The sequence below is a fragment of the Jatrophihabitans sp. genome, assembly GCA_036399055.1.
Taxonomy (GTDB): domain Bacteria; phylum Actinomycetota; class Actinomycetes; order Mycobacteriales; family Jatrophihabitantaceae; genus Jatrophihabitans_A.
Genome location: DASWNX010000040.1, coordinates 248,642 through 275,181 on the forward strand (window position 1 = coordinate 248,642; position 26,540 = coordinate 275,181).

Below are 26,540 nucleotides of genomic sequence, written 5' to 3' on the forward strand. Positions count from 1 at the left end.
CATGTCGTCGGCCTCGGCTGCGCCGCCCACTCCGGCTCCCGCCCCGGCGGGACCGTCCTCGGTCGCCAATGAGGTGCTGGTCGGCTACGTCAGCGGCGCGGCCGCCACCGACCGGGCCCGGGCTCGTGACCGGGCCGCTGCCCGGCTGGCTGAGCGCGTGGTGCCAGGCGCTGGTTCCCGCGCCGAGGTCGAATTGCTGCGGTTGCCCGCCGGCGCCGACCGCGCCCGCGCCATCCAGGCGCTGAAGGCCGACCCGGCGGTCGCCTACGCCGAGCCGAACTGGGTCTACACCCACGCCGCGACCAGCACCGACCCCTACTACACCAACGGCAGCCTGTGGGGCATGTACGGCCCCGGCACGAGTCCGGCCAACGCCTACGGCAGCAACGCCGCCGCGGCCTGGGCCGCGGGCACCACTGGCTCCTCCAGCGTCTACGTCGGCATCATCGACGAGGGCATCCAGTTCAACCACCCGGACCTGGCCGGTCAGGTGGGCAACCCGCTGGAGACCGCCAACGGCGTCGATGACGACCGCAACGGCTACGTCGATGACGTCAACGGCTGGGACTTCGACGGCAACAACAACAGCGTCTACGACGGCACCACCCTCGGCTTCTCCGACGACCACGGCACCCACGTGTCCGGCACCATTGGCGCCAAGGCCAACAACGGCGCCGGCGTGGTCGGGGTCAACTGGAACGTCCGGCTGATCAGCGGCAAGTTCCTCGGCGCGGCCGGCGGCACCACCGCCAACGCGATCAAGGCGATCGACTACTTCAACGGCCTGAAGGCCCGCGGCGTGAACATCGTCGCGACCAACAACTCCTGGGGCGGCGGCGGGTACTCCCAGGCTCTCGGCGACGCGATCGGCCGGGCCAACAGCGCCAACATCCTGTTCGTCGCGGCAGCCGGCAACGGCGGCACCGACGGCGTGGGGGACAACAACGACACCACTCCCAGCTACCCGGCCTCCTACCCGCACGCCAACGTGATCTCGGTCGCCGCCATCACCAGCACCGGCGCCCGCTCCGGCTTCTCCAACTACGGCCCGACCAGCGTCGACATCGGCGCGCCGGGCTCGGCGATCTGGTCGACCACCGCCTACAACGGCTACTCCTCCTACGACGGCACCTCGATGGCCACCCCGCACGTCACCGGAGCAGCCGCGCTCTACGCCTCGACCCATCCCGGGGCGACGGCCGCCGCGATCAAGAACGCCCTGCTCAGCAGCGCCGTCCCGACCGCCTCGATGTCCGGCAAGACCGTGACCGGCGGGCGGCTCGACGCCTTCGCGGCCCAGTCCCGGTAGTCCCTTCCAATCCCGACTCCACCCTCAAGGGCACCCCGAGCCCGCGCCGAAGCTCCATTCCGGCGCGGGCTCGGCGCTGCCCGCGGCCGTGGCAGCCGGGGTTGAACGGCAGTGAGGGCGCGCGGGCAGAGCCCTGACGCCGCCAGCCGCCGCCTCGGGTTCGTGCGGGCCTGGTGAGGCGGGTACGGTTCGCCGGTGCGCGCACACCCCCGCAGTGGTCGCCAGGCAACCCTGCGCCGCTCGATCCGGCTGTTCCGGCTGTTCCTGGTCGAACAGACCCGGCCGGCGGACTTCTATTCGGCCCTGGCTGCCGACGCGGTCCAGCAGCTGGCTGAATGGGTCGCGCTGCCCGGGGCGCTGGTGCTCGATGTCGGCGGCGGACCGGGTTACTTCGGGCGGGCCTTCCAGCAGGCCGGGGCCAGCTATATCGGCGTGGAGCTCGACGTGAGCACTGACCTGCCCGCCGAGATCGTCGGGCTGTGCGCCTCCGGTGAGGCGTTACCGATTCGCTCGCAGTCGGTCGACGTGGCCTACAGCTCCAATGTGGTCGAACACCTCCGGCAACCGTGGGTGATGGCTGACGAGCTGCTGCGGGTCACCAAGTCCGGTGGCACGGTGTTCCTGTCCTTCACGCCCTGGTTCTCGCCATGGGGCGGGCATGAGACGGCGCCCTGGCACTTCCTCGGCGGCGGCTATGCCCGGCGGCGCTACGTCCGCAAGACCGGCCGGCAGCCGAAGAACGTGTTCGGGCAGTCGCTGTTCGACTATCGGGTCAGCCAGGCGCTGGCCTGGGCTCGCAGCCACCCGGACGCCGAGCTGGTGGCCGCTTTCCCTCGGTATCATCCGTGGTGGGCATGCTGGCTGGTCCGGGTTCCGGTCCTTCGAGAAGTGGCGCTCTGGAATCTCGCGATGGTGCTGCGTAAACGATGACGACGACCGCGACGCAGGTCGGGATGGGCGCGGCGTCAGCCGAGCCCGACCATAGGCCGCCGCCACCGATGGCGGTGCAACGATTGCGCCTGATCACCCTCTGTATCGGGCTGGTCCTGCTGGTGTTCTCCCAAAGCGCCGGCCGGACGGCTCCGGACACCAAGCTGGACCTGGTAGTCGATCCGGTGCGGTTCCTGCGAAGGTCCATGACGCTCTGGGATCCGCTGGGGGCCGCCGGCCAGCTGCAGAATCAGGCCTACGGCTACCTGTTTCCGATGGGGCCGTTCTTCGTGCTGGGCAAGCTGGCGGGCCTGCCGGCCTGGGTGGTGCAACGCGGCTGGGAATCGGCGTTGGTGGTCGTGGCCTTCCTGGGCATGGTGCGGCTGGCCAGGCTGCTGGGCGTCACCGGGTTCTGGCCGAAGGTCGCCGCCGGCCTGAGCTACGCCCTGGCGCCGAGGATGCTCAGCGAGCTGGGCTCGATCTCCTCCGAGCTGATGCCGATGGCGGTCCTGCCGTGGATCATGATCCCGCTGGTGATCGGCGCCGAGCGCGGTTCCACCCGGCAGGCCGGCGCGCTCGCCGGGCTGGCCCTGCTGTTCGCCGGTGGCGTCAACGCCGCGGCGACCCTGGCGGTGCTGCCCGCGCCCGCGCTGTGGCTGCTCACCCGCCGGGCTGGCCGCCGGCGCCGGGAGCTGATGCTGTGGTTCAGCCTGGCGGTGATCCTGGCCAGCGCCTGGTGGGTGCTGCCGCTGCTGCTGCTCGGCAGGTACAGCCCACCCTTCCTGGACTTCATCGAGCCCAGCAACGTCACCACCGGGATCACCAGCCTGATCGCGTCGCTGCGCGGAGCCGATCACTGGCAGGCCTACCTCGGCCCCGGGATCTGGCCGGGTGGCTGGATCCTGGTCGCGGTCCCCGCCGTGGTGCTGGCCACCACCGCAGTGGCAGCGATGGGGCTGGTCGGGTTGGGCCGGCGCGACAAGTCGAACCGGCTGTTCGCCCTCAGTTGCCTGCTGCTCGGCCTGGCGCTGGTCACCATGGGGTACCTGGCGCCGGTCGGGCCGCCGGCCGGCGGATGGCTGCGGACCTGGCTGGACGGCCCGCTCAACGCCTTTCGCAACGTCCACAAGTTCGACCCGCTGATCCGGCTGCCGCTGGCCCTGGGCCTGGGATGGTCGCTCAGCCGGCTGCGGTTGCCGGCGCTCTGGCGACCGCGTTGGCGCGGCGCGACCCTGCAGCTGCGGCCGCGGCTGATGGCGGCGGCGCTGGCCGTCACCATCGGCGCCCTGGCGGCGGCTCCGGCGGTGGCCACCAGCCTGATTCCGCAACCGCGGTCGGTGACCCACGCCGACTGGTGGCGACAGGCCGGCGACTGGCTGGGCAGTCATTCCGGCGACGGCCGGTCGCTGGTGGTTCCCGGCGCGTCCCGGCCGACCTATGTCTGGGGGGCCACCGTCGACGACGCGCTGCAGCCGGTGGCCACCGCGCCGTGGACGGTCCGCGACGGCATCCCGCTGACCTCGGCGGCCTACATCCGGCTGCTGGACGACCTTACGCTGCGGATGGCATCGGGCCATCGCGATGACGCGCTGGCGCCGTTGCTGGCCCGCGCCGGCATCCGGTACGTGGTGGTGCGCAACGACCTGAACACCGCGGCGTCCGCGGCGACCAACCTGGCCTTCGTGCATGCGACGCTGCGGGCCACGCCGGGCTTCTCGGCGGTGACCTCGTTCGGCAGGCCCCCGGAGTTCGCCCCGGACCGCAACCGGCTGGTCGATGTCGGCGCCACCGTCATCCGGCCGGCGATCGAGATCTACCAGGCGCCGGGATGGTCCGGCGTGGTGGGCCTGCTGCCCGCCTCCAGCACGGTGCTCGCCACCGGATCGGCCGATTCGCTCGGCGCGCTGGTCGAGGCCGGAATCGGCGCCCAGGCCCCGGTGCTGTTCGGTTCCGACGCTGCCGGCGCCGAGGGCGTCACCGTGGTCACCGACGGCATCAGGCGCCGGGAGGCGACGTTCGGCCAGCCCGGCGGCACCTCAGCGACCCTGACCGCCGACCAGCCGTACCGGCAGTCCCGAGCGGCTCAGGATTACCTGCCACCGTCGCCGGGGGTGCTCTCCACGGTCGGCTACGGCGGTGGTGTGACAGACGTCCAGGCGTCCTCGTCCGGGGCGGACGCCGGCGCGCTGGTCAACCGCGGGGCCGGCTACGGGCCGTGGGCGGCGCTGGACGGCGACCCCGCGACGTCCTGGCGCAGCGGCTCGCTGGCCAGCGTCAAGGGCGAGTGGCTCGCGGTGATGCTGGCGGCGCCGACGTCCCAGCCCACGGTCGAGGTGGCCTTCGCCGCCAACCTCGGCGGCTACCCGAACCGGGTGCGGGTGTCCACCGACTCGGGAACGCGGGACTCCGACGTCTCACCCGGCCCGTTTCCACAGCAGCTGGCGTTGCCGCCTGGCCCGACCCGGCAGCTGCGCCTCACCGTGCTGGATGCCTCGCCCGGAACCAGCTCGGTCGGCATCTCCACGTTCACCATCGCCGGCATCACCCCTACCCGGACGCTGATGGTGCCGATAAGCCGGCTGGCGCCGGACGCGCTGAGCTTCGCCACCGAGCTCGGCGGCCGGTCCACCTGCCTGACGGTGGCCGATCGGGCCGCCTGCGACGCGACGTTCGCCAGCACTGGAGAGAGCGACGGCGTGCTCGACCGGACCTTCACCATGCCGGCCGGCCAGCGCTACGCCATCGCGGCCACCGTGAAGCCCCGGCCCGGCGCGGCATTGGACGCCCTGTTGGACGCCGGCGCCGCCATCGCCGCGACGGCGTCCTCGGTCGATGACGCCGATCCGCGGCAGCGTCCCGGCGCGGCGGTGGACGGCGACCCGGCAACCAGTTGGGTGTCCACCGCCGGCGATGAGACGCCGTCGCTGACGCTGGACTTCAAGAGCCGGCGGGCGGTGTCCACACTGCGGCTCCAGCTCGACCGGGACACCCCGCTGGCCCTGCCGCGGCAGGTCGCGGTGGCCGCGGGCGGGCGCAGCTGGACCCTCGAGGTGCCTGCCGACGGCCTGCTGAGACTGCCGGCGCCGGTGCTCACCCGCACCCTGACGATCACGGTGCTGAGCGCGGAGCTGCGTTCCACCACCAGCACCCGCTTCGGCGCGCCCCGGCTGCTGCCGGCGGGCATCACCGAGGTGGCCGTCAACGGCAAGGCCAACCGGGCCTTGACCGAACCGGTCGAGTTCAGCTGCTCGTCCGGACTGGCCGTGGCCGTCGACGGCATCCCGTTGCCGATGCGGGCCGAGGCCACCCGCGAGCAGCTGCTGAAGGGTGAGCCCGTGAGAGCACGCACCTGTGATCAGGCGCCGACCACGCTGGGGGCAGGTCCGCACCGGCTCCGCTTAGTCGCGAGCCCGTCGGCCACCCCGCTCACCCTGACCCTGCGGCGGCCCGGGCTGGAGCTGGCCGGCGCCGCGCCGGCCGGGACCGCCACACCGCTGAGCTGGCAGGCCACCAGCCGGACGGTCCGGGTCCAGACCACGGCCCCCGCGATGCTGGTGGTCCGGGAGAACTTCAACGCCGGCTGGCAGGCCAGCCTGAACGGCCGCCGGCTCGCGGCGGTCCAGGTGGACGGCTGGCAGCAGGCCTGGCGGCTGCCGGCCGGCGTCAGCGGGGAGGTGTCGCTGCGCTATGCCCCGCAGACCGCTTTCCGGGCCGGCCTGCTGCTCGGGCTACTGGCCGTGGTGGGGCTGCTGGCGCTGGTCGGCGCCGCCCGCCGGCCCTCGGCCGCGCCGCCCGTGGGGGAGCGGACGATGTCGCCGCGCTGGGTGGCGCCGCTGTGCCTGACGGCGTCGTTCGTGCTGGCCGGATTCGTCGGCCTGGCGGTAGCGGCGGCGATCGGTCTGGGATGGCTGGCGGAGCGGCGGGTGGCGGGGTGGTGGCTGCCTCAACGCTGGCGGGGCGGCCTGCCTGCCTGGTCTCCGGCGGCGCTGATCCTGCTGGCAGGCTGCGCCGAGGCGATCCGGCCGAGTGGCGGCCCGCAGCCGCTGGCCGGCTCGGCCGGGGTTCAGGCGCTCTGCGTGATCGGCATCTGCTTGGCGGTGTTCGGCTCGCCCACGTTGCGCCAGGTCGGCCGGGAGAACCTGCGTAGCAGCGGCCGCTCCAGCAGGTACCAGGACAGTGTTGCCAGCACCGATGAGACACCGGCGGTGAGCACCAAGAGCTTCCAGAAATGACCCTGCCAGATCGGGATGTCCAGCGCCCGGTGCAGGAACACCAGCACCGGTAGGTGCCACAGGTAGACGCCGTAGGAGATTTGGCCGAGGAACCGCGGCGCCCGGCTGCTCAGCACCTGCCCGATCACCCCGCCGTCGCCCAGGGTCAGCGGCAGCAGCAGGAAGAACACCACAGCGGCCTGCAGCAGGTTCTTGGCCAGGTGCTCACCCGCGGTGGGCACCGCCAGGTCAAGGGGGCCTGCCAGCGGCAGGGTCATGAACCAGTACAGCAGGATGGCCAGCATCCAGCACAGCTCGGGAGCTCCGGCCCACTGGCTCAGCACCTCCCGGGTCCTGCGCAGGGCGGTGCAGCCGGCCGGCGCGGCCGACAGCGTGGCAAGCAGCATGCCGAGGGCGAACCAGTCGATGACACCGGGCAGCCACTTGGTCGCGACGAAGCCCAGAAAGCCCACCCGGTACACGATGACTTGCCAAGCGACGCTGGCCACGAGCAGCGCGCCGATCAGCAGGCACTGGCTGCGCAGGAGTTGCTCGGGGCTCCGGCGGCCACGCAGCGACAGCGCCAGCAGCGGAAGCGCCGCGTACAGCGACACCTCGGCGGCCAGGGTCCAGATGTGGGTCAGCGACGGGTCGACGTCGTGACCGTTGTAGATCTGGGTCAGGGTGAGGTAAGAGAGCCAGTCGCCCAGTCTCGCGCGCTGGGTGCTCAGCAGGCCCAGCGTGAGAACGGCCGTGACCCAGAAGGCCGGCAGCACGCGCAGCGCCCGCCGCCAGTAGAACCCCGCGGTCCGCGGCGCCGGCAACCCGCGGAAGGCCCGCGCCACGAAGGGCCGGTAGAGCAGGAACCCCGACAACATCAAAAAGATCGGCACCGCGGTGTCCAGCCGCGACAGCCAGGGCGCTGGCGGGCCGGTTCCGAAGGACCGGCCCGACTGGAAACCGACATGGGTGAAGATGACCGCGTAGCTGGCGATGGCCCGCATGCCGTCCAGCGCGTCGAAGTGCCGGGCCGGATCCGCCGCGGGGATGCTGGAGTCGGCGGTGGTGGTGGCGGTCATTTCCCTCCCAGCGCGTACGGCACGCCCACCACTATGGCGCCGATGCAGACGTTGGTGTCCAGGCCCTCGCTGCGCACCACCAACGATTCCGCCGTCGTCATGGGCAGCCGCAGGTAGAGGTTGGCCAACTGGTGGGGCAGTTCCCGGCGCTGGCCCCCGCCGGGTTCGACGATCTTGCTGGTCTGGTCGCGGATAGCGAGGTAGAGCACCGATGCTTTCGGCTGCGCGTAGCTGACCTGGACGAAGTACTCGTTGGCGCCGAGCCTCTTCGACAGCGGGATGGTCCAGCTGCCCTGGCCCTGCACCAGCCGGGTGCAGGAGCCCTTCACCGACCCGATCTGGGTGGCGACCGGGAACAGGGCGGCCGGCGCCAGGCTGCCGTCGTCCTTCACCAGCATCGGCGGGGTCTGCGGGTCCTGGAACTTCGCGGGCAGCTGGGCCAGCCGCAGCAGGTCCGAGATGTGGTTGTGCTCGGAGAAGAAAGCCAGCACCGCGGGCGGCACCCGGCTGTCCCACAGGTTCACCTCGGGCCCGGCGGCGCGTACCGAGCTGGTCAGCCTGTCGACGTAGGCCTCCGACGGGTTCTGCGCCCAGCGATGGCTGAAGGTGGCGCCGGAAAGCCCGCTGGACACCAGGAACAGCGTTGCGAGCGCGGCAAGGGCGATCCGGGCCCTCCGCGGCGCCGACGCCGCGGAGGGGAGGCCGTCCGCCGCGGAGGGGAGGCCGTCCTGACCGCGGTCGGCGGCCCGGGCCGCCACCTCCGCCGGAGTGCTCGGCAGCAACGCCAACGCCGCTGCCACCGCGAGGGGCACCGCAACCGGAAAGGCGTAGTTGAACGAGCGGGGCGTCAGGTCGCCGAACACCTGGAACCGGCCCAGGGCCACCACCAGGGTGCTGATGAGGAAGGTCAGCACGGGCAGCGACCAGGCCAGCAGGCTGCGCGCTCCGGACCGACGCCAGGCCATCAGCACGGCGGCCAGGATGCAGGCCTGCCCGAGCAGCACCGCGGCCAACGGCGGATCGGCGATCGGGAAGTACACCTCGCCCCGGTAGAACCACCGCCAGGGACCACCCAGCACGGCCGGGCCAAGCGCGTCCAGCCAGCCCGTCCGCAGGACGTGCAGGGCTGAGCCGAAGGCGAGCCGGTGAGCGGCTCCGCCGTACGGGCCTGCCACGAAGTACCCCAGCCACCCGGCCAGGGCGGCGGTCAGGACCAGCCAGCCCGGCCAGCGCCGCAGGCAGGCGCGCAGGCGTTGCCCGACAGTGCCGGAGTGCAGGAATCCCACGGACAGGATCGGCAGCAGCAGTGCGGTGATCCCGGACAGCTCCCAGAACGACAGGGCGCCGAGCAGGGCGAGCGCGCTTCCTACCGCCAGCCGGATCCGTCCGGTCACGGTGTAGCGGACGTGCAGGTCGATAGCCAGGATCACCAGCAGCTGCGAGCACAGCAGGTCGACGGCGGTGGTCAGCCAGAGCGAGCCGGGCAGCAGCAGGGTGCCGAACGCGTACCAGCCGGTCAGCAGCAGCACGCCCGGACGGCGACCGGCCAGCAGCGCCAGCAGCCGGTACAGCAGGACGGTCGCCACCGCTTGCAGAGCCATCCGGACGATGATCGTGATGTCGTAGTTCAGCCCCGTCGTGTGGCTCATCAGCCAGAACAGCAGCCGCAGGCCGGGAACGAAGTGGTCGTTCACCGGCGCCGACAGGTAGGTCCAGTTCAGGCTCTGGCCGGTAGCGGCGCCCAGGTAACTCAGGTCGTCGCCGTAGAACCAGCCACGGCTGGCGAGGTAGCCGAACCAGCCGGCCTGGACGAGCGCGATCAGGCCGATGGCCGCCGGATAACCGATCGAGCGCGACGGCGCGGCACCGCGCGCCGTGTGGAGTAGAGCCGTCGCGCTCATGGGCTCCTTCTGCCGCTGGAGATATGCCAAGGCCACCGGATAACCTTGCCGCTGAATGCTATGCCGACCGGCCCCGGCAGCGCGGGCCCGCTGACGTTGCGCGATTGTTTCGAGCAGATGCTACGGACTCGCCCTACTCGCTGGTAGCGTCGGCCAATCGTTGGCCCACCGTAAGGGGACATGAGCTGTGCGCAAGATCCTCACTGCCGTTCTGATCGGCCTCGGCATCTTTAGCTTGGTGCTCGCGGGACTGCTGCGCTTCTACGCCCCCTCGCGGGTCGAGAAGGCTCCGCTGGACCTCAAGGTGCCGCAGCAGGTCGCAGCCGGTCCGGCCAAGGTCTACAACGTCTCAGCCGGAAAGCTCGAGGACGTCGACCTCATGGCCACCCGCCAGGTGGTGGCCGATTCCGCGGCGTCGGACTCCAAGGTGGCGGTGAACCAGGTGACGCTGTGCATCGTCAAGGTGATCGACAACCCGCCCAACTGCGGTGACGGCCCGAAGGACCCCCGGATCGTGCGGGTGATCGTCGACCGGGCCCCGGCCGACCGCGAGACGGGCCTGGCGGTCAACGACCCCAAGTACGGCGAGAACATCGACGGCACGCCCGTCAAGCACGAGGGCCTGACCTACAAGTGGCCCTTCCACGCCCAGAAGACCACCTACAAGTTCTTCGACGTGAACTCCAGGACGCCCGCGGAGGCCCGCTTCATCGGCACCGACAAGGTCGAGGGCATGCAGACCTACAAGTACGAGGCGGTCATCGACAAGATCCCGCTCGAGGTCGCCAAGGGCGTCCCCGGCCTGTACTCCGACACCCGCGTGGTCTGGGTGGAGCCCAGGACCGGCGCCATCGTCAACGGCACGCAGCACCAGGTGCGCACCACCGAGACCGGGACCTTGGTGTTCGAGGCCGATCTCGCGTTCACCGACGCCACCATCAAGCACCAGTCCAAGCTGGCCAAGGACGGGTTGTCCAAGCTCAAGCTGCTGGACACGACCCTGCCGCTGATCCTGCTGGTGGTGGGGCTGCTGGCCCTGGCCGGCGCGTTCCTGCTGTACCGGCGCCCGGCCAAGCCTGGCGCGCACGAGCCGACCGGCAACCAGCCGGAACCGGCCGGCCGGCTGTAGGGCTCAGCTGAGGGGAGGTCGCCGAGCCGGCTCAGTCGCCGAGCTCGGTGACGAAGATCGCGGTGCCGGGCAGCAACCGGCCCCGCAGAGCCGACCACTGACCCCACTCCTGCGTTTGGTCCTCAGGCCACTCCGGCTCGATCAGGTCCAGCAGCCGAAAGCCGGCGGCGACCAGTTCGCGCACCCGGTCGCCCAGCGTCCGGTGCTGCTCGACGTAGGTCGCCTGCCCGGCGGCGTCGAACTCCACGTACGGGCTGCGGTCGAAATAGGACATCGTCGCGGTCAGCCCGTCCGGTCCGGGGGAGTCGGGGAACGCCCACCGGATCGGGTGGCTGACGGCGAACACCCACCGCCCGCCGGGACGCAGCACCCGGGCTGCCTCGGCCATCACCGCGGCCGAGTCCGCCACGAACGGGATCGCGCCGAACGCGCTGAACGCCAGGTCGAACGAGTCCGCCAGGAACGGCATGCGCTGGGCGTCGGCCTGCACCAGCGGCACCGGCGTGCCGGTGCGGGCCGCAGCTTCGACGGCGTGGCGCAGCATCCCGGCCGAGACGTCGAAGGCCACCGGACGCGCCCCCTGGCCGACCAGCCAGCGCGAGCACATCGCCGAGCCGGCGCCCACCTCCAGGACGCTGCGGCCGGCCAGCGAGCCGGCCGGGCCGAGCAGCCTGGCCTGCTCCTCGCGCAGCCCCTCCGGCCCCCAGACGAAGTCCGAGTCGCCCAGAAAGGCGCCGTGCTCGGCGTGGTAGTCGTCGGCGTCGGCGTCCCACCACCGCCGGTTGGCCCTGGCCGACTCGGCGACGTCGACGGCCCGCCGGGCGACGCCGACCGTGCCCAACTCTGTCTCAGTGCCCATGGCGTTGATCCGAAGTGCCCATGCCAGGAAATCTAAGGCAAAGCGGCGCCACGGACGCCAGTCGGCGGATTTCCGGGTGGACAGGGCTCTGGAGTAGGCTTAGCGCCTGCGGAACTGGTCTGTGGCCTCGACATGGAGTAGGTCACTCGTCCACCTCTCACCAGCGGTGAAAAGCCGGTGAGGGACTGCTCGAAACGGACTCTCCCGCACCCGTCTAGAAACTGTCAGGACCACCCCACTACATGACGTCCACAATCGATCCGACTCGCACCACCCCGCAGGTTGCAGTGAACGACATCGGCTCCGCCGAAGACTTCATGGCGGCAATCGATCTCACCATCAAGTACTTCAACGACGGAGACATCGTCGAAGGCACCATCGTCAAGGTCGACCGCGACGAGGTCCTGCTCGACATCGGTTACAAGACCGAAGGCGTCATCCCGTCCCGTGAGCTGTCCATCAAGCACGACGTCGACCCGTCCGAGGTCGTTTCCGTGGGCGATGAGATCGAGGCCCTGGTCCTGCAGAAAGAGGACAAGGAAGGCCGGCTGATCCTGTCCAAGAAGCGCGCGCAGTACGAGCGCGCCTGGGGCACGATCGAGCAGAAGAAGGACAACGACGAGGTCGTCGAGGGCACCGTCATCGAGGTCGTCAAGGGTGGCCTGATCATCGACATCGGCCTGCGCGGCTTCCTGCCCGCGTCGCTGGTCGAGATGCGCCGCGTCCGGGACCTGCAGCCCTACGTGGGCAAGGTCCTCGAGGCCAAGATCATCGAGCTGGACAAGAACCGCAACAACGTGGTGCTCTCGCGCCGCGCCTGGCTGGAGCAGACCCAGTCCGAGGTCCGCAGCGACTTCCTCAACAAGCTGGCCAAGGGCCAGGTGCGCACCGGCGTGGTGTCCTCGATCGTCAACTTCGGCGCGTTCGTCGACCTCGGCGGCGTGGACGGCCTGGTGCACGTGTCCGAGCTGTCCTGGAAGCACATCGACCACCCGTCCGAGGTGGTCGAGGTGGGCCAGGAGGTCACCGTCGAGGTGCTCGACATCGACCTCGACCGCGAGCGGGTCTCGCTGTCGCTCAAGGCGACCCAGGAAGACCCGTGGCGGCAGTTCGCGCGCACCCACGCCATCGGCCAGGTCGTGCCCGGCAAGGTCACCAAGCTGGTTCCGTTCGGCGCGTTCGTGCGGGTGCAGGACGGCATCGAGGGCCTGGTGCACATCTCCGAGCTGGCCGAGCGCCACGTCGAGATCCCCGAGCAGGTCGTCAACGTCGGCGACGAGCTCCTGGTGAAGGTCATCGACATCGACCTGGAGCGGCGTCGTATCTCGCTGTCGCTCAAGCAGGCCAACGAGGGCGCCCTGGCCGAGGAGAACTTCGACCCGTCGCAGTACGGCATGGAGGCCCAGTACAACGAGAAGGGCGAGTACATCTACCCCGAGGGCTTCGACTCCGAGACCCAGGAGTGGCTGCCGGGCTACGAGGACCAGCGCGAGGCGTGGGAGAAGCGTTACGCCGCCGCCCGCGAGCGGTTCGAGGCGCACAAGAAGCAGCTCGAAGGCGCTCAGAAGGCCGACGCCGACGCCGCCAGCGAGACCGGCGACGCGACCTCGTACTCCTCCGAGGCTCCGGCCGAGACCAGCGGAACGCTGGCATCGGACGAGGCCCTGGCGGCGCTGCGCGAGAAGCTGGCCGGCCGCTGAGCTCACTCTGATCCGCCGGCGCCCGGCTGAGCAGGCAGAGCGCCGGCGCACCAGCACCGCACACCAAGCCCGGGAGGTTCGCCTCCCGGGCTTGGTGCTGTCCGGCGGCTACCGTGGTGGCGTGGCAAGCAGATCCGCACCCCCTGCCGGCGGCATTGACCGTGCCGGCAGCGCTCACTCTGCCCGCGGCGTTTCCCGAGCCGGCAGCGCTCACCGCGCCCGTGGCGCGCTGGCCGTCCTCGCGGGCGTGCTGCTGCTCGGCGGCTGCACCCAGGCCAAGGCGCCCGGGACCGGCGGCGACGCCTCCTCGACCAGCGCGTCGGCGTCGACGAGCGCGCCGTCCTCAGCGTCCACGTCTGCCGCGCGGCCCTCCGCGACGGCGACCGCGAAGGGCGAGCCGTCGCTCGGCGGCCGGTGTGAGGACCTGCTGTCCGTCGGCGCGGTCAACATCGCGCTGCGCCGCACCGTGATCGGGCGGACTGCCTTCGTGCTGGGCGTGGCCGAGCCCGACATCGGCCGGCTGACCTACCTCAACTGCCGCTACGGCCTGAGCGCTCCGGTGAAGGGCAAGCCGGCGCCGCAGCCGCAGGTCGAGATCGGGGTCAGCCTGTACGAGTCGGCGGCCCAGGCCGCCCGGCGGGTGCAGGCCACTGTCGAGAACTACCGGTTGAACGGCGCGGGGGACCGGCCGGCCCGGGTCGGCTCGGCTCGGGGCACCATGCTGAGCGGGTACGGCCTGCCGACGCTGGTGGTGGCCGACGGGCCCAGGACGGTCGCGGTGACCGTCACGCCGAAACTGCTGACCCCCGGCTCGACCGCGGAGCTGGCTTCGCTGGCCAAGGCGGTGCTGGACGCGACCGCCGGCTACACCGGCGTCGGCCCGGCGGCCAGCGCGTCGCCGAGTGGCACGGGCTGAGGCGGGCGTGCTCAGGATCGGGCTGACCGGCGGGATCGGCAGCGGCAAGAGCACCGTCGCGGCCCGGCTGGCGCAGCTGGGCGCGGTGGTGATCGACTCCGACCAGGTTGCCCGCGACGTGGTCGCGGTGGGCAGCCCCGGGTTGGCGCGGGTGGTGGAGCGGTTCGGGGAGGGCGTGCTCGCCCCGGACGGCAGCCTGGACCGGCCCCGGCTCGGCCAGCTGGTGTTCAGCGACCCGGCGGCGCTGGCCGACCTCAACGCGATCACGCACCCGTTGATCCGCGCCCGCAGCGAGGCGCTCAGCGTGGAGGCGGGCGCCAGTGGGGCGGCCGCGGTCGTGCAGGACATTCCGCTGCTGGTGGAGAACAAGCTGGCGGCCGGCTTCGACAAGGTGATCGTCGTCGAGGCGCCGCTACAGCTGCGGCTGAGCAGGCTGGCCGGGCGCGGGCTGGACGCCGAGACTGCGCGGGCCCGGATCGCGGCGCAGGCCAGTGATGAGCAGCGCCGGGCGGTGGCTGACGTGGTGCTGGACAACTCCGGCTCGGTCGCCGAGCTCACCGCCCAGGTCGACGCCGCCTGGGCGAGTCTGGTCGGCGAGGCGTCCGGGCCGGCTTGACGGTCACGGGTTGACGGTCGCGGCCCCGGTTTGGAGCGGCCAAGAGCCATCGGCTAAAGTTTCGCACGGTGCCGGTGCTGGCAGCCTCAGGTGACTAAGTCGTCGTCAGAGGTCGAACATCGGGTCGACACCATGCGGACGTAGCGCAGCTGGTAGCGCACAACCTTGCCAAGGTTGGGGTCGCGGGTTCGAATCCCGTCGTCCGCTCGGTGGACGCCATAGGCGTTCCCCAGGCCGGTTTACCCCGGTTCCCTGGTGGAGTGGCCGAGAGGCGAGGCAACGGCCTGCAAAGCCGTGTACACGGGTTCAAATCCCGTCTCCACCTCGTAGCCGACTGCTCGCGGTTCACCGCGTGTGGTCGAGTACGGGCGATTAGCTCAGTGGGAGAGCGCTTCCCTGACACGGAAGAGGTCACTGGTTCAATCCCAGTATCGCCCACCATCTACAGGCCCCAACTACAGGCTCTGTAATCATCGGCTTCGGTCGGAAGGTGTAGAAAGCCACGACACCTGCGTTCTCCCGTGCCCGGGTGCATGACGAGGCGACAGCAAGCCAAACGCTATATGGCCGTTCTCGATCCTTACATCTGGCTAGGCTCGCCCCGTATAGCAGCCAGACGTACCGATTACACGCGAATATTGACTTCAGAGGTTAGCCTCCACTAAGTGGCGATTAACACGCATTTTCAGCCGGTGTCCGACCTTCCCGACAACGGTCAGCTGGTTGCCGTCCGTGGACGTAACTGGGTCGTGACCGATGTCCAGCCCAGCGCGCTCCCGTACGACGTGACCGCGGCCAGCATTGGTGAGGGCACGACGTTCGTGAGCCTGAGCAGCGTCGAGGATGACGGCCTGGGTGAGGAACTCCGCGTCCTGTGGGAGCTCGAGTCCGGCCGTAAGGTCCTCAACCGCGCCACCCTCCCTGACGTTCGCGAGGGGCGCTTCGACGACCCCGCTCAGCTCGGCGCTTTCCTCGACGCGCTCCGCTGGGGTGCGGTCACCAGCGCCGAGGCCACAGTTTTGCAAGCCCCGTTCCGCGCCGGAATCGCGGTCGAGGACTACCAGCTCGAGCCGGCCATCCGAGCCCTGAGCCTGCCGCGCGTGAACCTGCTCGTCGCCGATGACGTCGGTCTGGGTAAGACGATCGAGGCGGGGCTGGTGGTGCAGGAGCTCCTGCTCCGAAGCCGGATCCGCCGGGTGATGGTCGTCTGCCCGGCGCACCTGACGGACAAGTGGCACGGCGAGATGCTCGACCGCTTCGGCCTGGACTTCGCGATCGTCAACAGCGAGACCCTCAGCCAGGTCCGCCGTGACCGCGGCCTGCACGCCAACCCGTTCAAGGTCTACCCGCTCACCATTGTCAGCCTGGCCTGGCTCCGCGGCCCGAAGGCCGGCAGGCTGCTCGACGAAGTCCTGTCCCAGGCGGGCCCGAGGCGCACCCGACCGCTGGACCTGCTCATCGTCGACGAGGCCCATCACGTGGCGCCTCCCGGCAAGGGCAAGTACGCCGTCGACAGCCAGCAGACCCGCACGGTCAGGCGCCTGGCAGACCAGGCCGAGCATCGGCTGTTCATGTCGGCGACCCCGCACAACGGGTACGTCGAGTCGTGGACCGCGCTGCTCGCGATGCTCGACCCGCAGCGGTTTGCCCGCGGCGTCATCCCCGACCCGGCCGCGCTCAAGCAGATTCTGATCCGCCGCCTCAAGACCGAGATCACGAATGATGACGGAACACCGCGCTACCCGGCCCGCGAGGCCAAGGACATCACCGTCACCTACTCGCCGGTTGAGCTGCAGGTCCAGGAGCTCCTTGCCGAGTACACCCGCAGCCGCTCCGCGAAGGCCGCCGCCGCCCGGGCAAAGGCGAAGAAGGCCGGGATAGACCTGCTGGGCCTGCTGCTGAAGAAGCGCTACTTCAGCAGCCCGGCCGCGTTCAGCCGCACGATCCTGGCGATGCGAGACAACAGCCTGCGCATCGACCTGCAGTGGCCCAGCGTCGAGTTCGACGTCGAGTACGACTCGGCCTACGCCCACGGCCTCGACGAGGATCGCGCCCAGCTGTTCGACGGTGATTTCACCGACGACGCCGTGGATGAGGCCGAGCAGACCGTGCTAGCCAAGGCGCAGCGCGCCGTCGGCAAGACCGAAGCCGAAGAGGCGGAGCTCCTCGAGCAGCTCTGTGCCTGGGCCGAACAGCACGGCCACGAGACTGACGCCAAGGCCACTGCCCTGCTCGACTTCCTGCGCGCGACCTGCCAGCCAGACGGGACCTGGAACGACGAGCGCGTCGTCGTCTTCACCGAGTACCGCGACACCCAGCGCTGGCTGCTCGAGCTGCTGGAGAGGCACGGCCTAGCCGAGGAAGGTCGCGTCGCGCTCCTTTACGGCGGGATGGACGACGACCAGCGCGCGCCGATCATGCGCGCGTTCCAGCGCGACCCCGCCCAGCACAAGCTCCGCATCATCCTCGCCACCGACACCGCCAGTGAGGGTGTCGACCTGCAGAACCACTGCCACCGGCTCGTCAACTACGACCTGCCGTTCAACCCGAACCGGCTTGAGCAGCGCGCCGGCCGGATCGACCGCTACGGCCAGACGAAGATTCCGCTCGTCTACCACTTCGCCGGCAGTGACTGGCAGACGGCGAGCAAGCACAGCTTGCAGGGGGATCTGCAGTTCCTCACGATCATCGCCCGCAAGATCGCGACTGCCCGCGAAGACCTCGGCAGTGTCAACCCGGTCATCAGCGACGCCGTCGAGCGCCAGATGCTCGGCCGCCCCGCCCGGGAATTCGACATCGACCGAACGCTTGCCAAAGCCAAGGCCGACCCCGCCCTGAAGGTCGAACGGCAGCTGCGTGAGGAGACCGAGCGCCTCGCGGCGACGCTCGATGACAGCCGCCGCGAGCTGCACTGCTCCCCGCACGACATCGAGCGTGTCGTCCGCACCGGTCTCGCCCTTGGCCGCCAGCCCGACCTGATACCTGAGCAGCGCGACGGCACCACCGTGTTCCAGGTCGGAACCCTCACCGGCTCCTGGGCACGCACGATCGTCGACCTCAACGACCCCGACTTCGGGCAGCGCCCGATCTCGTTCGACCCTGCCTACGCCGCCAAGCGCCAGGACGTGGTGCTCGCGCACCTGAACCACCCGCTCGTCGCGATGGCGACCCGCCTGCTGCGAGCCGAGGTCTGGGGCACCGACAAGAGCACCCTGGCCCGGGTCGCCAGCATCCGCGTCCACGACCCGGCCGTCCAAGACGAGGTTCTGGCCGCCTACAGCCGCCTCGTGCTCATCGGCGCCGACGGCAAGCGGCTGCACGAGGAGCTCGTTCCCGCAGGCGGCACCCTGCGCGGCGGGTCCTTCAACCGACTGGGTGTCGGTGACCTCGCCAAGACCCTCGACGCGGCTCTCGGCCCGGACGCTCACCCCGCCGCGGCCTCCGACAGTGCCCGCAGCGCGCTCGTGGCGGCGTGGTCGAAGGTGAGCAGCAACCTGCAGGCCGCGATCGACGCGCGCGCCCGGGAGCGCCAGGACAGCCTCGGACGCGCCCTCGGACGCCGGCGGAAGGAGGAGGAGACCCGCACGGTCGCGCTGCTCGACGCCTTCGAGACCGCCCTGACGAACGCGATCGCAGTGCAGAGCAGCCCGCAGCAGCTCAGCTTCGCCGACCTCGAACCTGATGAGCGACAACAGCTCACCGCCGACCGCGCCGCCTGGCAGGAACGCCTGGACCGTCTTCCCAAGGAGCGCGAGGAGGAGCTCGCCCGCATCGCCGAGCGCTACTCCAAGGTCGAGTTCTTCACCTTCCCGGCCGCGGTCGTGCACCTCGTCCCCGCGGGACCGGACCGATGAGCGCCTTCTCCAAGCCCCGGCGCGGCCGCCGGCCAAGCAGCACCGACTGGCTGCAGATCCTCGACGTCGACGGCCCGTTCCTCGCCGCACCCGTCATCACCGACACCTGGCCCGACGGCCTGCCCGCCCTCGCGCAGCCACAGCTGGACGCGCTGCGCACTGCGAGCACTTTGTACGACGCCAACCCCGGCACCCGCGACGCCTTCATCGCTCATGTCCTGACCGGCTTGCTCGACTGGCGAACCAACCTCGTCACCGGCCCTGACGCCGCCGCCTACAACGTGCAGGTCCCCGAGCACCGCCAGACCGTTGACATTCACTTCGCGCTCCGCGGCCAAGACACCGACGGGAGTCTCACCAACAGACCTCTGCTGCTCGGCATGATCCTGCCGCCGAAGACCCCCACCACCGGCCGGGCCGCCGCCGGATCCGGCACCTGGACCGCCGGGCCCGCCGACCGGCTCGCCCACGCGCTGCGCGCCCGCAAGGTCTCCCTCGGGCTGGTCACCAACGGCGACACCTGGACCCTCGTCACCCTGTCGAAGAAGGACGGCAAGGACGAGACCAGCACCCTCAGCACCGCGGACTGGACCCGCCACGGCTGGCTCGAGGAACACCAGACGCTCCGGGCGTTCGTCGCGCTGCTGACCCGCACCCGCTTCTACGGCGTCCCCGACGCCGAGACCCTCCCGGGGCTGCTGTCACAGAGCCTCAACCGGCAGGAAGAGGTCACCGAACGGCTCGCCGAGCAGTCCCAGGCCGTCGTGGAGATGCTCGTCGCCAGCATCGGCCGCCTGGACGCCCATCACCAGGCCGAGCACGGCACCCGACTGCTGCCCGCCGGCGTCGGCCCTGCCGAGGTCTACCAGGCCGCGGTGACCGTCCTCATGCGGCTGGTGTTCCTGCTGTACGCCGAGGAGCGCGGGCTGCTCCCGCTTGACGACGACACCTACGCCAGCGCGTACGCCGTCAACACCCTCGCCGACAGCCTCCGTGACCGGGCCACCGACCACGGCGAAGATGCCCTGGAACGCACCGCCACCGGCTGGTACCGCCTGCTCTCACTGTTCCGCGGCGTGCACCGCGGCGCCCGGCACGAGCAGCTGATCCTGCCCGCCTACGGCGGCAGCCTGTTCGACCCGGACCGGTTTCCCTGGCTCGAAGGCCGCCCCGACGCCGACGCGCCTCTGGGCAGCGGCACCGTTCCCGCCGTCGACGACCGGACGCTGCTGAAGGCGCTCGACTCGTTGCAGACGCTGCAGTTCGCGAAGGAACGCCGGCAGGTGTCCTACCGCAGCCTCGACGTCGAGCAGATCGGCTACGTCTACGAGGGCCTGCTCGACCAGGACGCGCTCACCGCCACCGACTGGGTCCTCAGCATCGCCGTCAGCGACAAGGACCCGCGCAAGAACGGCCCCGAGCTGCTGCTCGCCGACCTCGAAGCCAAGCGCGCGATCAGCGACGACGCGTTCGCGACCTGGCTGGTCGAGCAGATCAAGACCACCAAGGCCAACCGCAGCAAGGCCAGCATCCTCAAAGCCCTCACCCCGCTCCAGGGAGGCGACAAGCCCCGATACGAGCGGCTGGTCCGCGAAGCCTGCGTCAACGACGACGAGATCACCGCGCGGGTGCTGCCGTTCGCCAAGCTGCTGCGGCTGGACCCGCGTGACCTGCCCGTGGTGTACCCGCCCGGCAGCCTCTACCTCACCGACAGCGCCGCCCGAGCGAACACCGGCGCCGTCTACACACCCCGGTTCCTCGCCGAGCAGGTCGTCGAGACGACCCTCGAAGCGATCGTCTACTCACCCGGTCCGCTCGACACCGAGGACAAGAGCGCCTGGGTGCTCAAGACCCCGGAGCAGATCCTCGGCCTCAAGATCTGCGACATCGCCGCCGGGTCCGGCGCGTTCCTGGTCGCGGCCACCCGCTACCTCGCCGACCGGCTCCTAGAGTCCCACCGCTACCACGCCGCCGCTGCGACGACTTCGGCCGTCGACCCCGAGACCCCAGCCCCGGCGGGGGGCGAAACCTCAGCGGTCCTCGGCCTGCGCGAGCTCGCGCAGGCCGAGCAGGACGAGCTCAACGCGCGGCGCAATGTCATCGCTCACTGCATCTATGGCGTCGATATCAACCCGATGGCCATCGAGATGGCGAAGCTTTCTCTCTGGCTCACCAGCCTCGACCGCAACCGCCCGTTCAGCTTTCTCGACGACCACCTCGTCGTCGGCGATAGTCTGCTCGGCATCACCAGTGCCCAGCAACTCATCGATCTGCACTTCGACCCGAAGCAGGGCCGCAAGCTCCATAAGGACACGCTCGACCTGTTCACCTCCGGCGTCGAACGCGACCTCAAAGTCGCGGCGGAATTGCGCGCCCAAATCACTCAGACCGGTGATCGGGACAGCCGCGACGCCGAGACTAAGCAGCGGCTCCTCCGGCGCGCGCGTGAGGTCACCGCGCGGCTTGCCCTGGTCGCGGACGGGTTGACTGCCGCAAGCCTCGCCGGCGGCAAGGACAGCGACTACTTGACGCTGGCGTCCCTGGTCAGCGCTGTTAGCACCGGTGACGACCCCGACGATGAAGCGCTTCGCGCGCGGACCACGGCGCGCCTGCAGCGCGAAGTCGGCGATGGCCAGCACCGTCCAGCCCACTTTCCACTCGCGTTCCCAGAGGTCTTCAGCGAAGGACGCACCGGCTTCGATGCGGTCGTCGGTAACCCGCCTTTCCTCGGCGGACAAAAGCTCACCGGAGCGCTTGGCGTCCCCTACCGGGAGCACCTCCTGCGGGCACTTGGGCATGGAGTCAGGGGGAGCGCCGACCTCATCGCCTACATGCTGCTCCGAGCCGTCAGCGTCCTCAATCCTGACCACGGGCAGTGCGGTCTCATCGGCACCAACACGCTCGCCCAAGGAGACACCCGACAGGTCGGCCTCGACCAGGTTGTCGCATCCGGCCTCGACATCCGCGCCGCCATCAAGAGCGAGAAGTGGCCGACGGACGGAGCGAATCTCGAGTTCTGCGTCGTCTGGGGCAGCAACCAACCGCGCTGCGACGGTGTGCGTGCGTTCGTAGACGGCACCCCCGTTGCCTCGATCACACCCGGCCTTGACCCGGCCGGACGTGTCACCGGAAACCCATACCGCCTCGTCGCGAACCAGGGCATCGCCTTTCAGGGAAGCAACGTTCTCGGCATGGGCTTCACGCTCACCGAGCAGCGCGCGAGGGAGATGATCGCCGCGGACCCTCGTAATGCCGAGGTGCTTTTCCCTTACGTCAACGGCGAAGATCTCAGCAACAGGCCCGACAGCAGCGGCAGCCGCTGGATCATCAACTTCCAGGACTGGATGCTTGAGCGAGCCCAGACCTATTTAGAGCCGATGGCACAGGTGCTCGCACTCGTGAAGCCAGAACGAGACTTTAACCGAGACCGCTCGAGGCGTGAAATTTGGTGGAGATTTACGCGCCCGGCGCTGGAACTGTATAGCAAGATCGAGCAAAGCGACCGGATTATCGCCATTCCGCAGACGAGCAAGGCCACGTTGCCGGTGTTGGTGCCGTCAAATCAGGTGTTTTCGCACTCTACGATTGTCTTCGCCTCTAGTAGTTTGGCCCATTTCTCGCTGATATCTAGCGCGCCCCACTACTGGTGGGTTGTGACGCGCGGTGTCGGACTGAAGAATGACCCCCGCTATACCCCCTCTGACGTCTTCCAGACGTTCCCACAGCCGTTACCCACGGCTGGCATGTGTGCCGCCGGGGAGTCGCTGCACAATGACCGGTTGTCCTTCATGCTCGGGCGTCAACTGGGGGTGACGAAGACGTACAACCTTGTTCATGACCCGGCGGTAAAGGATTCCGCGGTGGCGCATCTGCGCGACCTCCATGTCGAGATCGACGAGGCCGTGTGTGAGGCGTACGGCTGGTCGGACCTGGATCTGCGGCACGCGCATTATGAGACGCGGCAGGGTGTCCGGTGGACGGTGCATCCTGAGGTGCAGGCCGAGCTCTTGGACCGGCTGCTCGAGCTCAACCATGAGCGGTATGCGGCCGAGGTCGCTGCCGGGCTGCACGACAAGAAGGGCGGCAAGAAGCCGATGAAAACGTCGCAGTCCAAGGGTGCCGAGCCGACGCTGTTTGGGGATGACGCGTGACCGGAGTGGCCGTGACACCGGCGGACGCTGCTGACAACCGTGGATCTGCAGTCCCAGCAGGAAAATCCAGCCCGCAGTCGTCGCTGGCAGTGCGTGGCGAGATCGAGCGGCTGCTGGCGAAGGACCTGCTCGGCCCGTGGGCCGACGATAAACGTGAGGTGCTGCCGCAGGGTGCGACGCCGGGGGAGCGCTACGTCCTCGGGGTGCTGTCGCCGCGGGGGTCTGCGTTGCAGGCAGATCTGACGGACGACACGGCGAAGGACGACGGCACCGGCAACGGGGCCGACGAGGTCGGCGCCGCCGCGGCCGCGGGGTCGATGTCCCCCGCCTCGCTGGGCCTGTCGTTTCGGGTCCCGCTCCACACCGAGCGAATCCTGGTCGAGGGCGCGTGGGGGAGGTACGTGCAGGAGCGAGCGCAGACCGCCGACGATGAGGACAAGACCTACCTGGCGTGGACACGGCGTCCGGAGCAGTTCGAGGTCGAGCTGGACCTGACGAAAGCCGAGTCCCCCGCGGAGCTGCGAGGCGCTCCGGCGGGCGTGGTGATCCGCTCGCGGATGCGGATCGTAGGGCAGTGCCGGTTCGTGGATGTGTCGCTGGTGAACGGGCAAGCCGAGCCGAACGAACGCCGGGACACGGCGAAGCTGTTCCAATGCCGGCTGAGCATCCGCGCGCTCGACGGGGCGGCGGCGGTGTTCCTGCCGCATTCAGATGACACGCACGCGGTCGCCGGCGACACGGCCGAGATCGGCGCCGAGGGCAATGCGGGTCCGATCGGTGACCCCGAGGTGGCGGCCCTTACGATGCTGTATCGCGGGTCGTTGCAGTTTGCGGTCGGACGGAACTGTGCCCCGGTCGCGGAGCGGCGCGACGGTGAGGACCGGGCGTGGCGGCTGTCGAGCACGGCGCTGCCGACGTACGACATCGCGCAGACTGTCGCACCCGACCCGGTCAACCAGCCGCTGCTCGCCGGGCTGAAGCTGGATATGCGCTGGCTCGGCACCGCAGAGCAGGCTGACGTGCTCGCTGCATTGACGCCGCTCGCAACCGGCTACGGCAGCTGGCTCGACCAGCAAGCCCCGCGGATCACCAATGATCCGACGCTGGCCAAGCATCAGCAGCCGGCGCAGGCGAACCTCGCGAAGGCGCGCACGATCGCCAGCCGGATGCAGGCGGGGCTCACGCTGCTCGGGGAGGACTCCGAACGGGGCCGGCAGGCGTGGCAGGCATGGCAGTTCGCGAACCTCGTGATGGCCGATCAGCGGCAGCGCACTGAGGTTGCGGCCCGGCGGACCAGCCCGGAGCAGCCGATCGGGGAGCTGCTGGCGGCGACGGACGACCCGAAGCTGCGGTCGTGGCGGCCGTTCCAGCTCGCGTTCGTGCTGCTGAACCTGCCGTCGCTGGTCGACCCGGCGCATCCGGAGCGCAGCCTGCCGGAGTCCGATGACGGCTCCGGGCTGCTGGACCTGCTGTTCTTCCCCACCGGCGGTGGCAAGACCGAGGCGTACCTGGGCCTGACCGCGTTCACGTTCGCGATCCGCCGCCTGCAAGGGGTCGTCGGTTCCGGCGAGGACGCGCGGAACGGCGGCGCGGGGGTGGCGGTGCTCATGCGGTACACGCTGCGGCTGCTGACCGCGCAGCAGTTCCAGCGCGCGGCGGCGCTGGTGTGCGCGGCGGAGAAGCTGCGTCGCGACGCCTCGAAGACCGCGAACAACCCGTGGGGCGACGAGCCGTTCCGGATCGGCCTATGGGTCGGGTCGAGTGTGTCCCCGAACTGGTACGAGGGAGCGAAGGAAGGCGTCGAGGCGGCGAAGGACAGGCAGGGCGCCAGCCAGCAGGGCAACCCGGTGCAGCTCGTCACCTGCCCGTGGTGCGCGCTGCCGATCTCGGCGAAGAACGCCGACTGCGACGACGACCGCCGCCGCATTCTGCTCTACTGCGCCGACCCGGACGGGCTGTGCGCGTTCGGCAAGAAACAGAGCGATGGCTTCGGTGAGGGCCTGCCGGTCGTCACCGTCGACGAGGAGGTCTACCGGCTCGCCCCCTCGCTGGTCATCGGGACGGTCGACAAGTTCGCGCAGCTTCCGCTCAACGGGCAGACCGCGCTGCTGTTCGGCCGGGTCCGCAGCGTCTGCGAGCGGCACGGGTTCCGGCACCCGGACCTGGCCGACAAGGTCGGCTGCAAGAGCGTCCACCCGGCCAAAAAGGGCCTGCCCACCTCGCACCCGAAGGACATCACCGCCCTTCGGCCGCCGGACCTGATCATCCAGGACGAGCTGCACCTGATCTCCGGTGCGCTCGGCACGATGGTCGGCCTGTACGAGACGGTCGTCGACCAGCTGGCGAGCTGGACCGTGAACGGCAAGCAGGTCCGGTCCAAGGTCGTAGCGTCCACCGCCACCGTGCGTCGCGCGGACAGCCAGGTGCACGCGCTGTTCGCCCGCAAGACGGCGGTGTTCCCACCGCCGCTGTTCGACGCCGGCGACACGTTCTTCTCCGAGCAGATCCCCGTCACCGAGGACAAGCCTGGCCGCCGCTACCTCGGGATCTGCGCCCACGGAGTACGGGTCAAGCAGGTGCAGATCCGGGTCGCGCAGATCCTGCTCGGGGCGGCGCAGACTGAGTTCGACAAGCACGACGGCATCGGGCGCAACCCGGCCGACCCGTACATGACGCTCGTCGACTACTTCTCCTCCACAGTCGAGCTCGCCGGGATGCGCCGCATGGTGGAGGACGACATCACCCGCCGGGTCCGTCGCCTGAGCCGCCGGGGCCTGTCGAACCGGCCGACCCCGCTAATGCTCACCGAGCTCACCAGCCGCATCAACTCCGCCGACATCGGCAAGGCCCTCGCGTCGGCCGGCAACGAGTTCGACACCGCGCTGGACAGCACCGCGGCGCACCAGCACATCCAAACGCTCGCGAAGGCTCGTCGTGACGCGACGTCCCCGAAGGACAAGAAGGCTGCCGAGGCCGCCTACGCGGCCGCGATCGGCAAGCGGGCCTTCGACGGGCGGCCGATCGACGTGCTGCTGGCCACCAGCATGCTGCAGGTCGGTGTCGACGTCGCACGCCTCGGGCTCATGGTGGTCACGGGACAACCGAAGAACAGTGCCGAGTACATCCAGGCGTCCTCGCGCGTCGGACGTGACAGCAACCGCCCCGGCCTTGTCACCGTGATCTACAACTGGGCCCGGCCACGCGATCTCGCGCACTTCGAGACCTTCGCGCACTACCACGAGACCGCCTACGCCAAGGTCGAAGCGCTGTCGGTAACGCCGTTCGCCGACCGGGCGATGGACCGCGGACTCGCCGCCGCACTCGTCGCGCTCGTCCGGCACGCCCGCCCCGAGTTCGAGCCCGAGACCGGCGCGCACAAGGTGCCCGACCACAAGGCTGAGAAGGACGTCCTCGCCCTCATCGAGGTGCTCGCCGACCGCGCCGGGTTCGTGACCGGTGACCCGGCGGTGGCCCAGCGAGCCAGACAGCAGGCCGCGTCCCTGCTCGATGCATGGGCGACCAGGCGAAAGCAGCTCGAGAACGCCGGCCTGACCTACCGCAAGCAGAGCGACACCGCCGTACCGCTGCTGGTGTCCAGCCCCACCAGGACCAACGACCTGTTCAGCGTCGGCTGGTCCCTGCGTGAAGTCGAACCGGAGATTAACCTCATCGTCAACGTCCCCGCACCTGAGATCGCCGAAAGCCCGGCATGGGCGTACGGCCCACCGAAGGACAACGTTGCTGAACCGGCAGAAGCCGAGCCCGACGACGATGAGGACGAGGCGGAGGACGAGGCGTCGCTTGCTGGCAAGGACGGGCTGGACGAGCTCGGGCTCGTCGCGGTGCCCGCCGGTTCGCTGCCGGAAGGAGAGGCGGCGCTGTGAG

At 70.0% G+C, this 26,540-nt stretch carries 12 protein-coding genes, 3 tRNA genes and 1 pseudogene; 13 read left to right on the forward strand and 3 right to left on the reverse strand.

Going from position 1 to position 26,540, the window contains the following annotated elements:
- Position 1: 1 nt before the first annotated feature.
- From VGB75_18975 to VGB75_18985, 3 genes are all read left to right on the forward strand, one after another.
- Positions 2-1,309: a S8 family peptidase gene (locus tag VGB75_18975; protein ID HEY0169136.1), complete on the forward strand. Its 1,308-nt coding sequence runs from the start codon at positions 2-4 to the stop codon at positions 1,307-1,309.
- Between the two features lie 195 nt (positions 1,310-1,504).
- The gene (locus VGB75_18980) at positions 1,505-2,239 is read left to right on the forward strand and encodes a class I SAM-dependent methyltransferase (protein HEY0169137.1); all 735 of its coding nucleotides are present in this window, start codon (positions 1,505-1,507) and stop codon (positions 2,237-2,239) included.
- Positions 2,236-6,471, forward strand: a complete 4,236-nt coding sequence (locus tag VGB75_18985) for an alpha-(1->3)-arabinofuranosyltransferase family protein (protein ID HEY0169138.1) — start codon at positions 2,236-2,238, stop codon at positions 6,469-6,471. The genes VGB75_18980 and VGB75_18985 overlap by 4 nt, the downstream gene beginning before the upstream one ends.
- Positions 6,472-6,476: 5 nt before the next feature.
- On the opposite strand, the pseudogene VGB75_18990 reads toward VGB75_18985, so the two are convergent.
- Both VGB75_18990 and VGB75_18995 read right to left on the reverse strand, forming a co-directional pair.
- Positions 6,477-7,529 (reverse strand): annotated as a pseudogene (locus VGB75_18990) (acyltransferase).
- Positions 7,526-9,430, reverse strand: a complete 1,905-nt coding sequence (locus tag VGB75_18995) for a hypothetical protein (GenBank protein HEY0169139.1) — start codon at positions 9,428-9,430, stop codon at positions 7,526-7,528. Before VGB75_18995 ends, VGB75_18990 begins: the two are co-directional and overlap by 4 nt.
- 187 nt (positions 9,431-9,617) lie before the next feature.
- On the opposite strand from VGB75_18995, the gene VGB75_19000 reads away from it, so the two are divergent.
- Positions 9,618-10,559 carry a DUF3068 domain-containing protein gene (locus tag VGB75_19000; protein HEY0169140.1) on the forward strand — a complete coding sequence of 314 codons (942 nt, stop codon included), beginning with the start codon at positions 9,618-9,620 and terminating at the stop codon, positions 10,557-10,559.
- Between the two features lie 31 nt (positions 10,560-10,590).
- Here the strand turns inward: VGB75_19000 and VGB75_19005 are convergent, their stop codons facing one another.
- The gene (locus tag VGB75_19005) at positions 10,591-11,418 is read right to left on the reverse strand and encodes a class I SAM-dependent methyltransferase (protein ID HEY0169141.1); all 828 of its coding nucleotides are present in this window, start codon (positions 11,416-11,418) and stop codon (positions 10,591-10,593) included.
- A gap of 242 nt (positions 11,419-11,660) precedes the next feature.
- On the opposite strand from VGB75_19005, the gene rpsA reads away from it, so the two are divergent.
- From rpsA to drmA, 9 genes are all read left to right on the forward strand, one after another.
- Complete coding sequence (gene rpsA / locus VGB75_19010; GenBank protein ID HEY0169142.1) at positions 11,661-13,118, forward strand: 30S ribosomal protein S1; 1,458 nt, start codon at positions 11,661-11,663, stop codon at positions 13,116-13,118.
- 121 nt (positions 13,119-13,239) lie between these two features.
- Complete coding sequence (locus VGB75_19015) at positions 13,240-14,034, forward strand: hypothetical protein (protein ID HEY0169143.1); 795 nt, start codon at positions 13,240-13,242, stop codon at positions 14,032-14,034.
- Entirely contained in the window at positions 14,021-14,650 is a 630-nt protein-coding gene (gene coaE, locus VGB75_19020; protein HEY0169144.1) for a dephospho-CoA kinase, read from the forward strand. Before VGB75_19015 ends, coaE begins: the two co-directional genes overlap by 14 nt.
- A gap of 134 nt (positions 14,651-14,784) precedes the next feature.
- Positions 14,785-14,857 (forward strand) — tRNA-Gly (locus VGB75_19025).
- 47 nt (positions 14,858-14,904) lie between these two features.
- Positions 14,905-14,975: transfer RNA gene (locus tag VGB75_19030), tRNA-Cys, on the forward strand.
- 41 nt (positions 14,976-15,016) lie between these two features.
- Positions 15,017-15,091, forward strand: a tRNA-Val gene (locus VGB75_19035).
- Between the two features lie 224 nt (positions 15,092-15,315).
- Positions 15,316-18,504, forward strand: coding sequence for a DISARM system SNF2-like helicase DrmD (gene drmD, locus VGB75_19040; protein HEY0169145.1), 3,189 nt, complete (start codon positions 15,316-15,318; stop codon positions 18,502-18,504).
- A complete protein-coding gene (locus tag VGB75_19045) occupies positions 18,501-22,655 on the forward strand; it encodes a type IIL restriction-modification enzyme MmeI (GenBank protein ID HEY0169146.1) in 4,155 nt (1,384 codons plus the stop codon). The genes drmD and VGB75_19045 overlap by 4 nt, the downstream gene beginning before the upstream one ends.
- Positions 22,656-22,744: 89 nt before the next feature.
- Positions 22,745-26,539, forward strand: a complete 3,795-nt coding sequence (gene drmA, locus VGB75_19050; protein HEY0169147.1) for a DISARM system helicase DrmA — start codon at positions 22,745-22,747, stop codon at positions 26,537-26,539.
- Position 26,540 lies beyond the last annotated feature (1 nt).

Excerpts from the sequence above, each read along its gene's own strand:
- VGB75_18975 (HEY0169136.1), top strand. The coding sequence starts at position 2 with ATGTCGTCGGCCTCGGCTGCGCCGCCCACTCCGGCTCCCGCCCCGGCG.
- VGB75_18985 (HEY0169138.1), top strand. The coding sequence starts at position 2,236 with ATGACGACGACCGCGACGCAGGTCGGGATGGGCGCGGCGTCAGCCGAG.
- VGB75_18995 (HEY0169139.1), bottom strand. The coding sequence starts at position 9,430 with ATGAGCGCGACGGCTCTACTCCACACGGCGCGCGGTGCCGCGCCGTCG.
- VGB75_19005 (HEY0169141.1), bottom strand. The coding sequence starts at position 11,418 with ATGGGCACTGAGACAGAGTTGGGCACGGTCGGCGTCGCCCGGCGGGCC.
- rpsA (HEY0169142.1), top strand. The coding sequence starts at position 11,661 with ATGACGTCCACAATCGATCCGACTCGCACCACCCCGCAGGTTGCAGTG.
- VGB75_19045 (HEY0169146.1), top strand. The coding sequence starts at position 18,501 with ATGAGCGCCTTCTCCAAGCCCCGGCGCGGCCGCCGGCCAAGCAGCACC.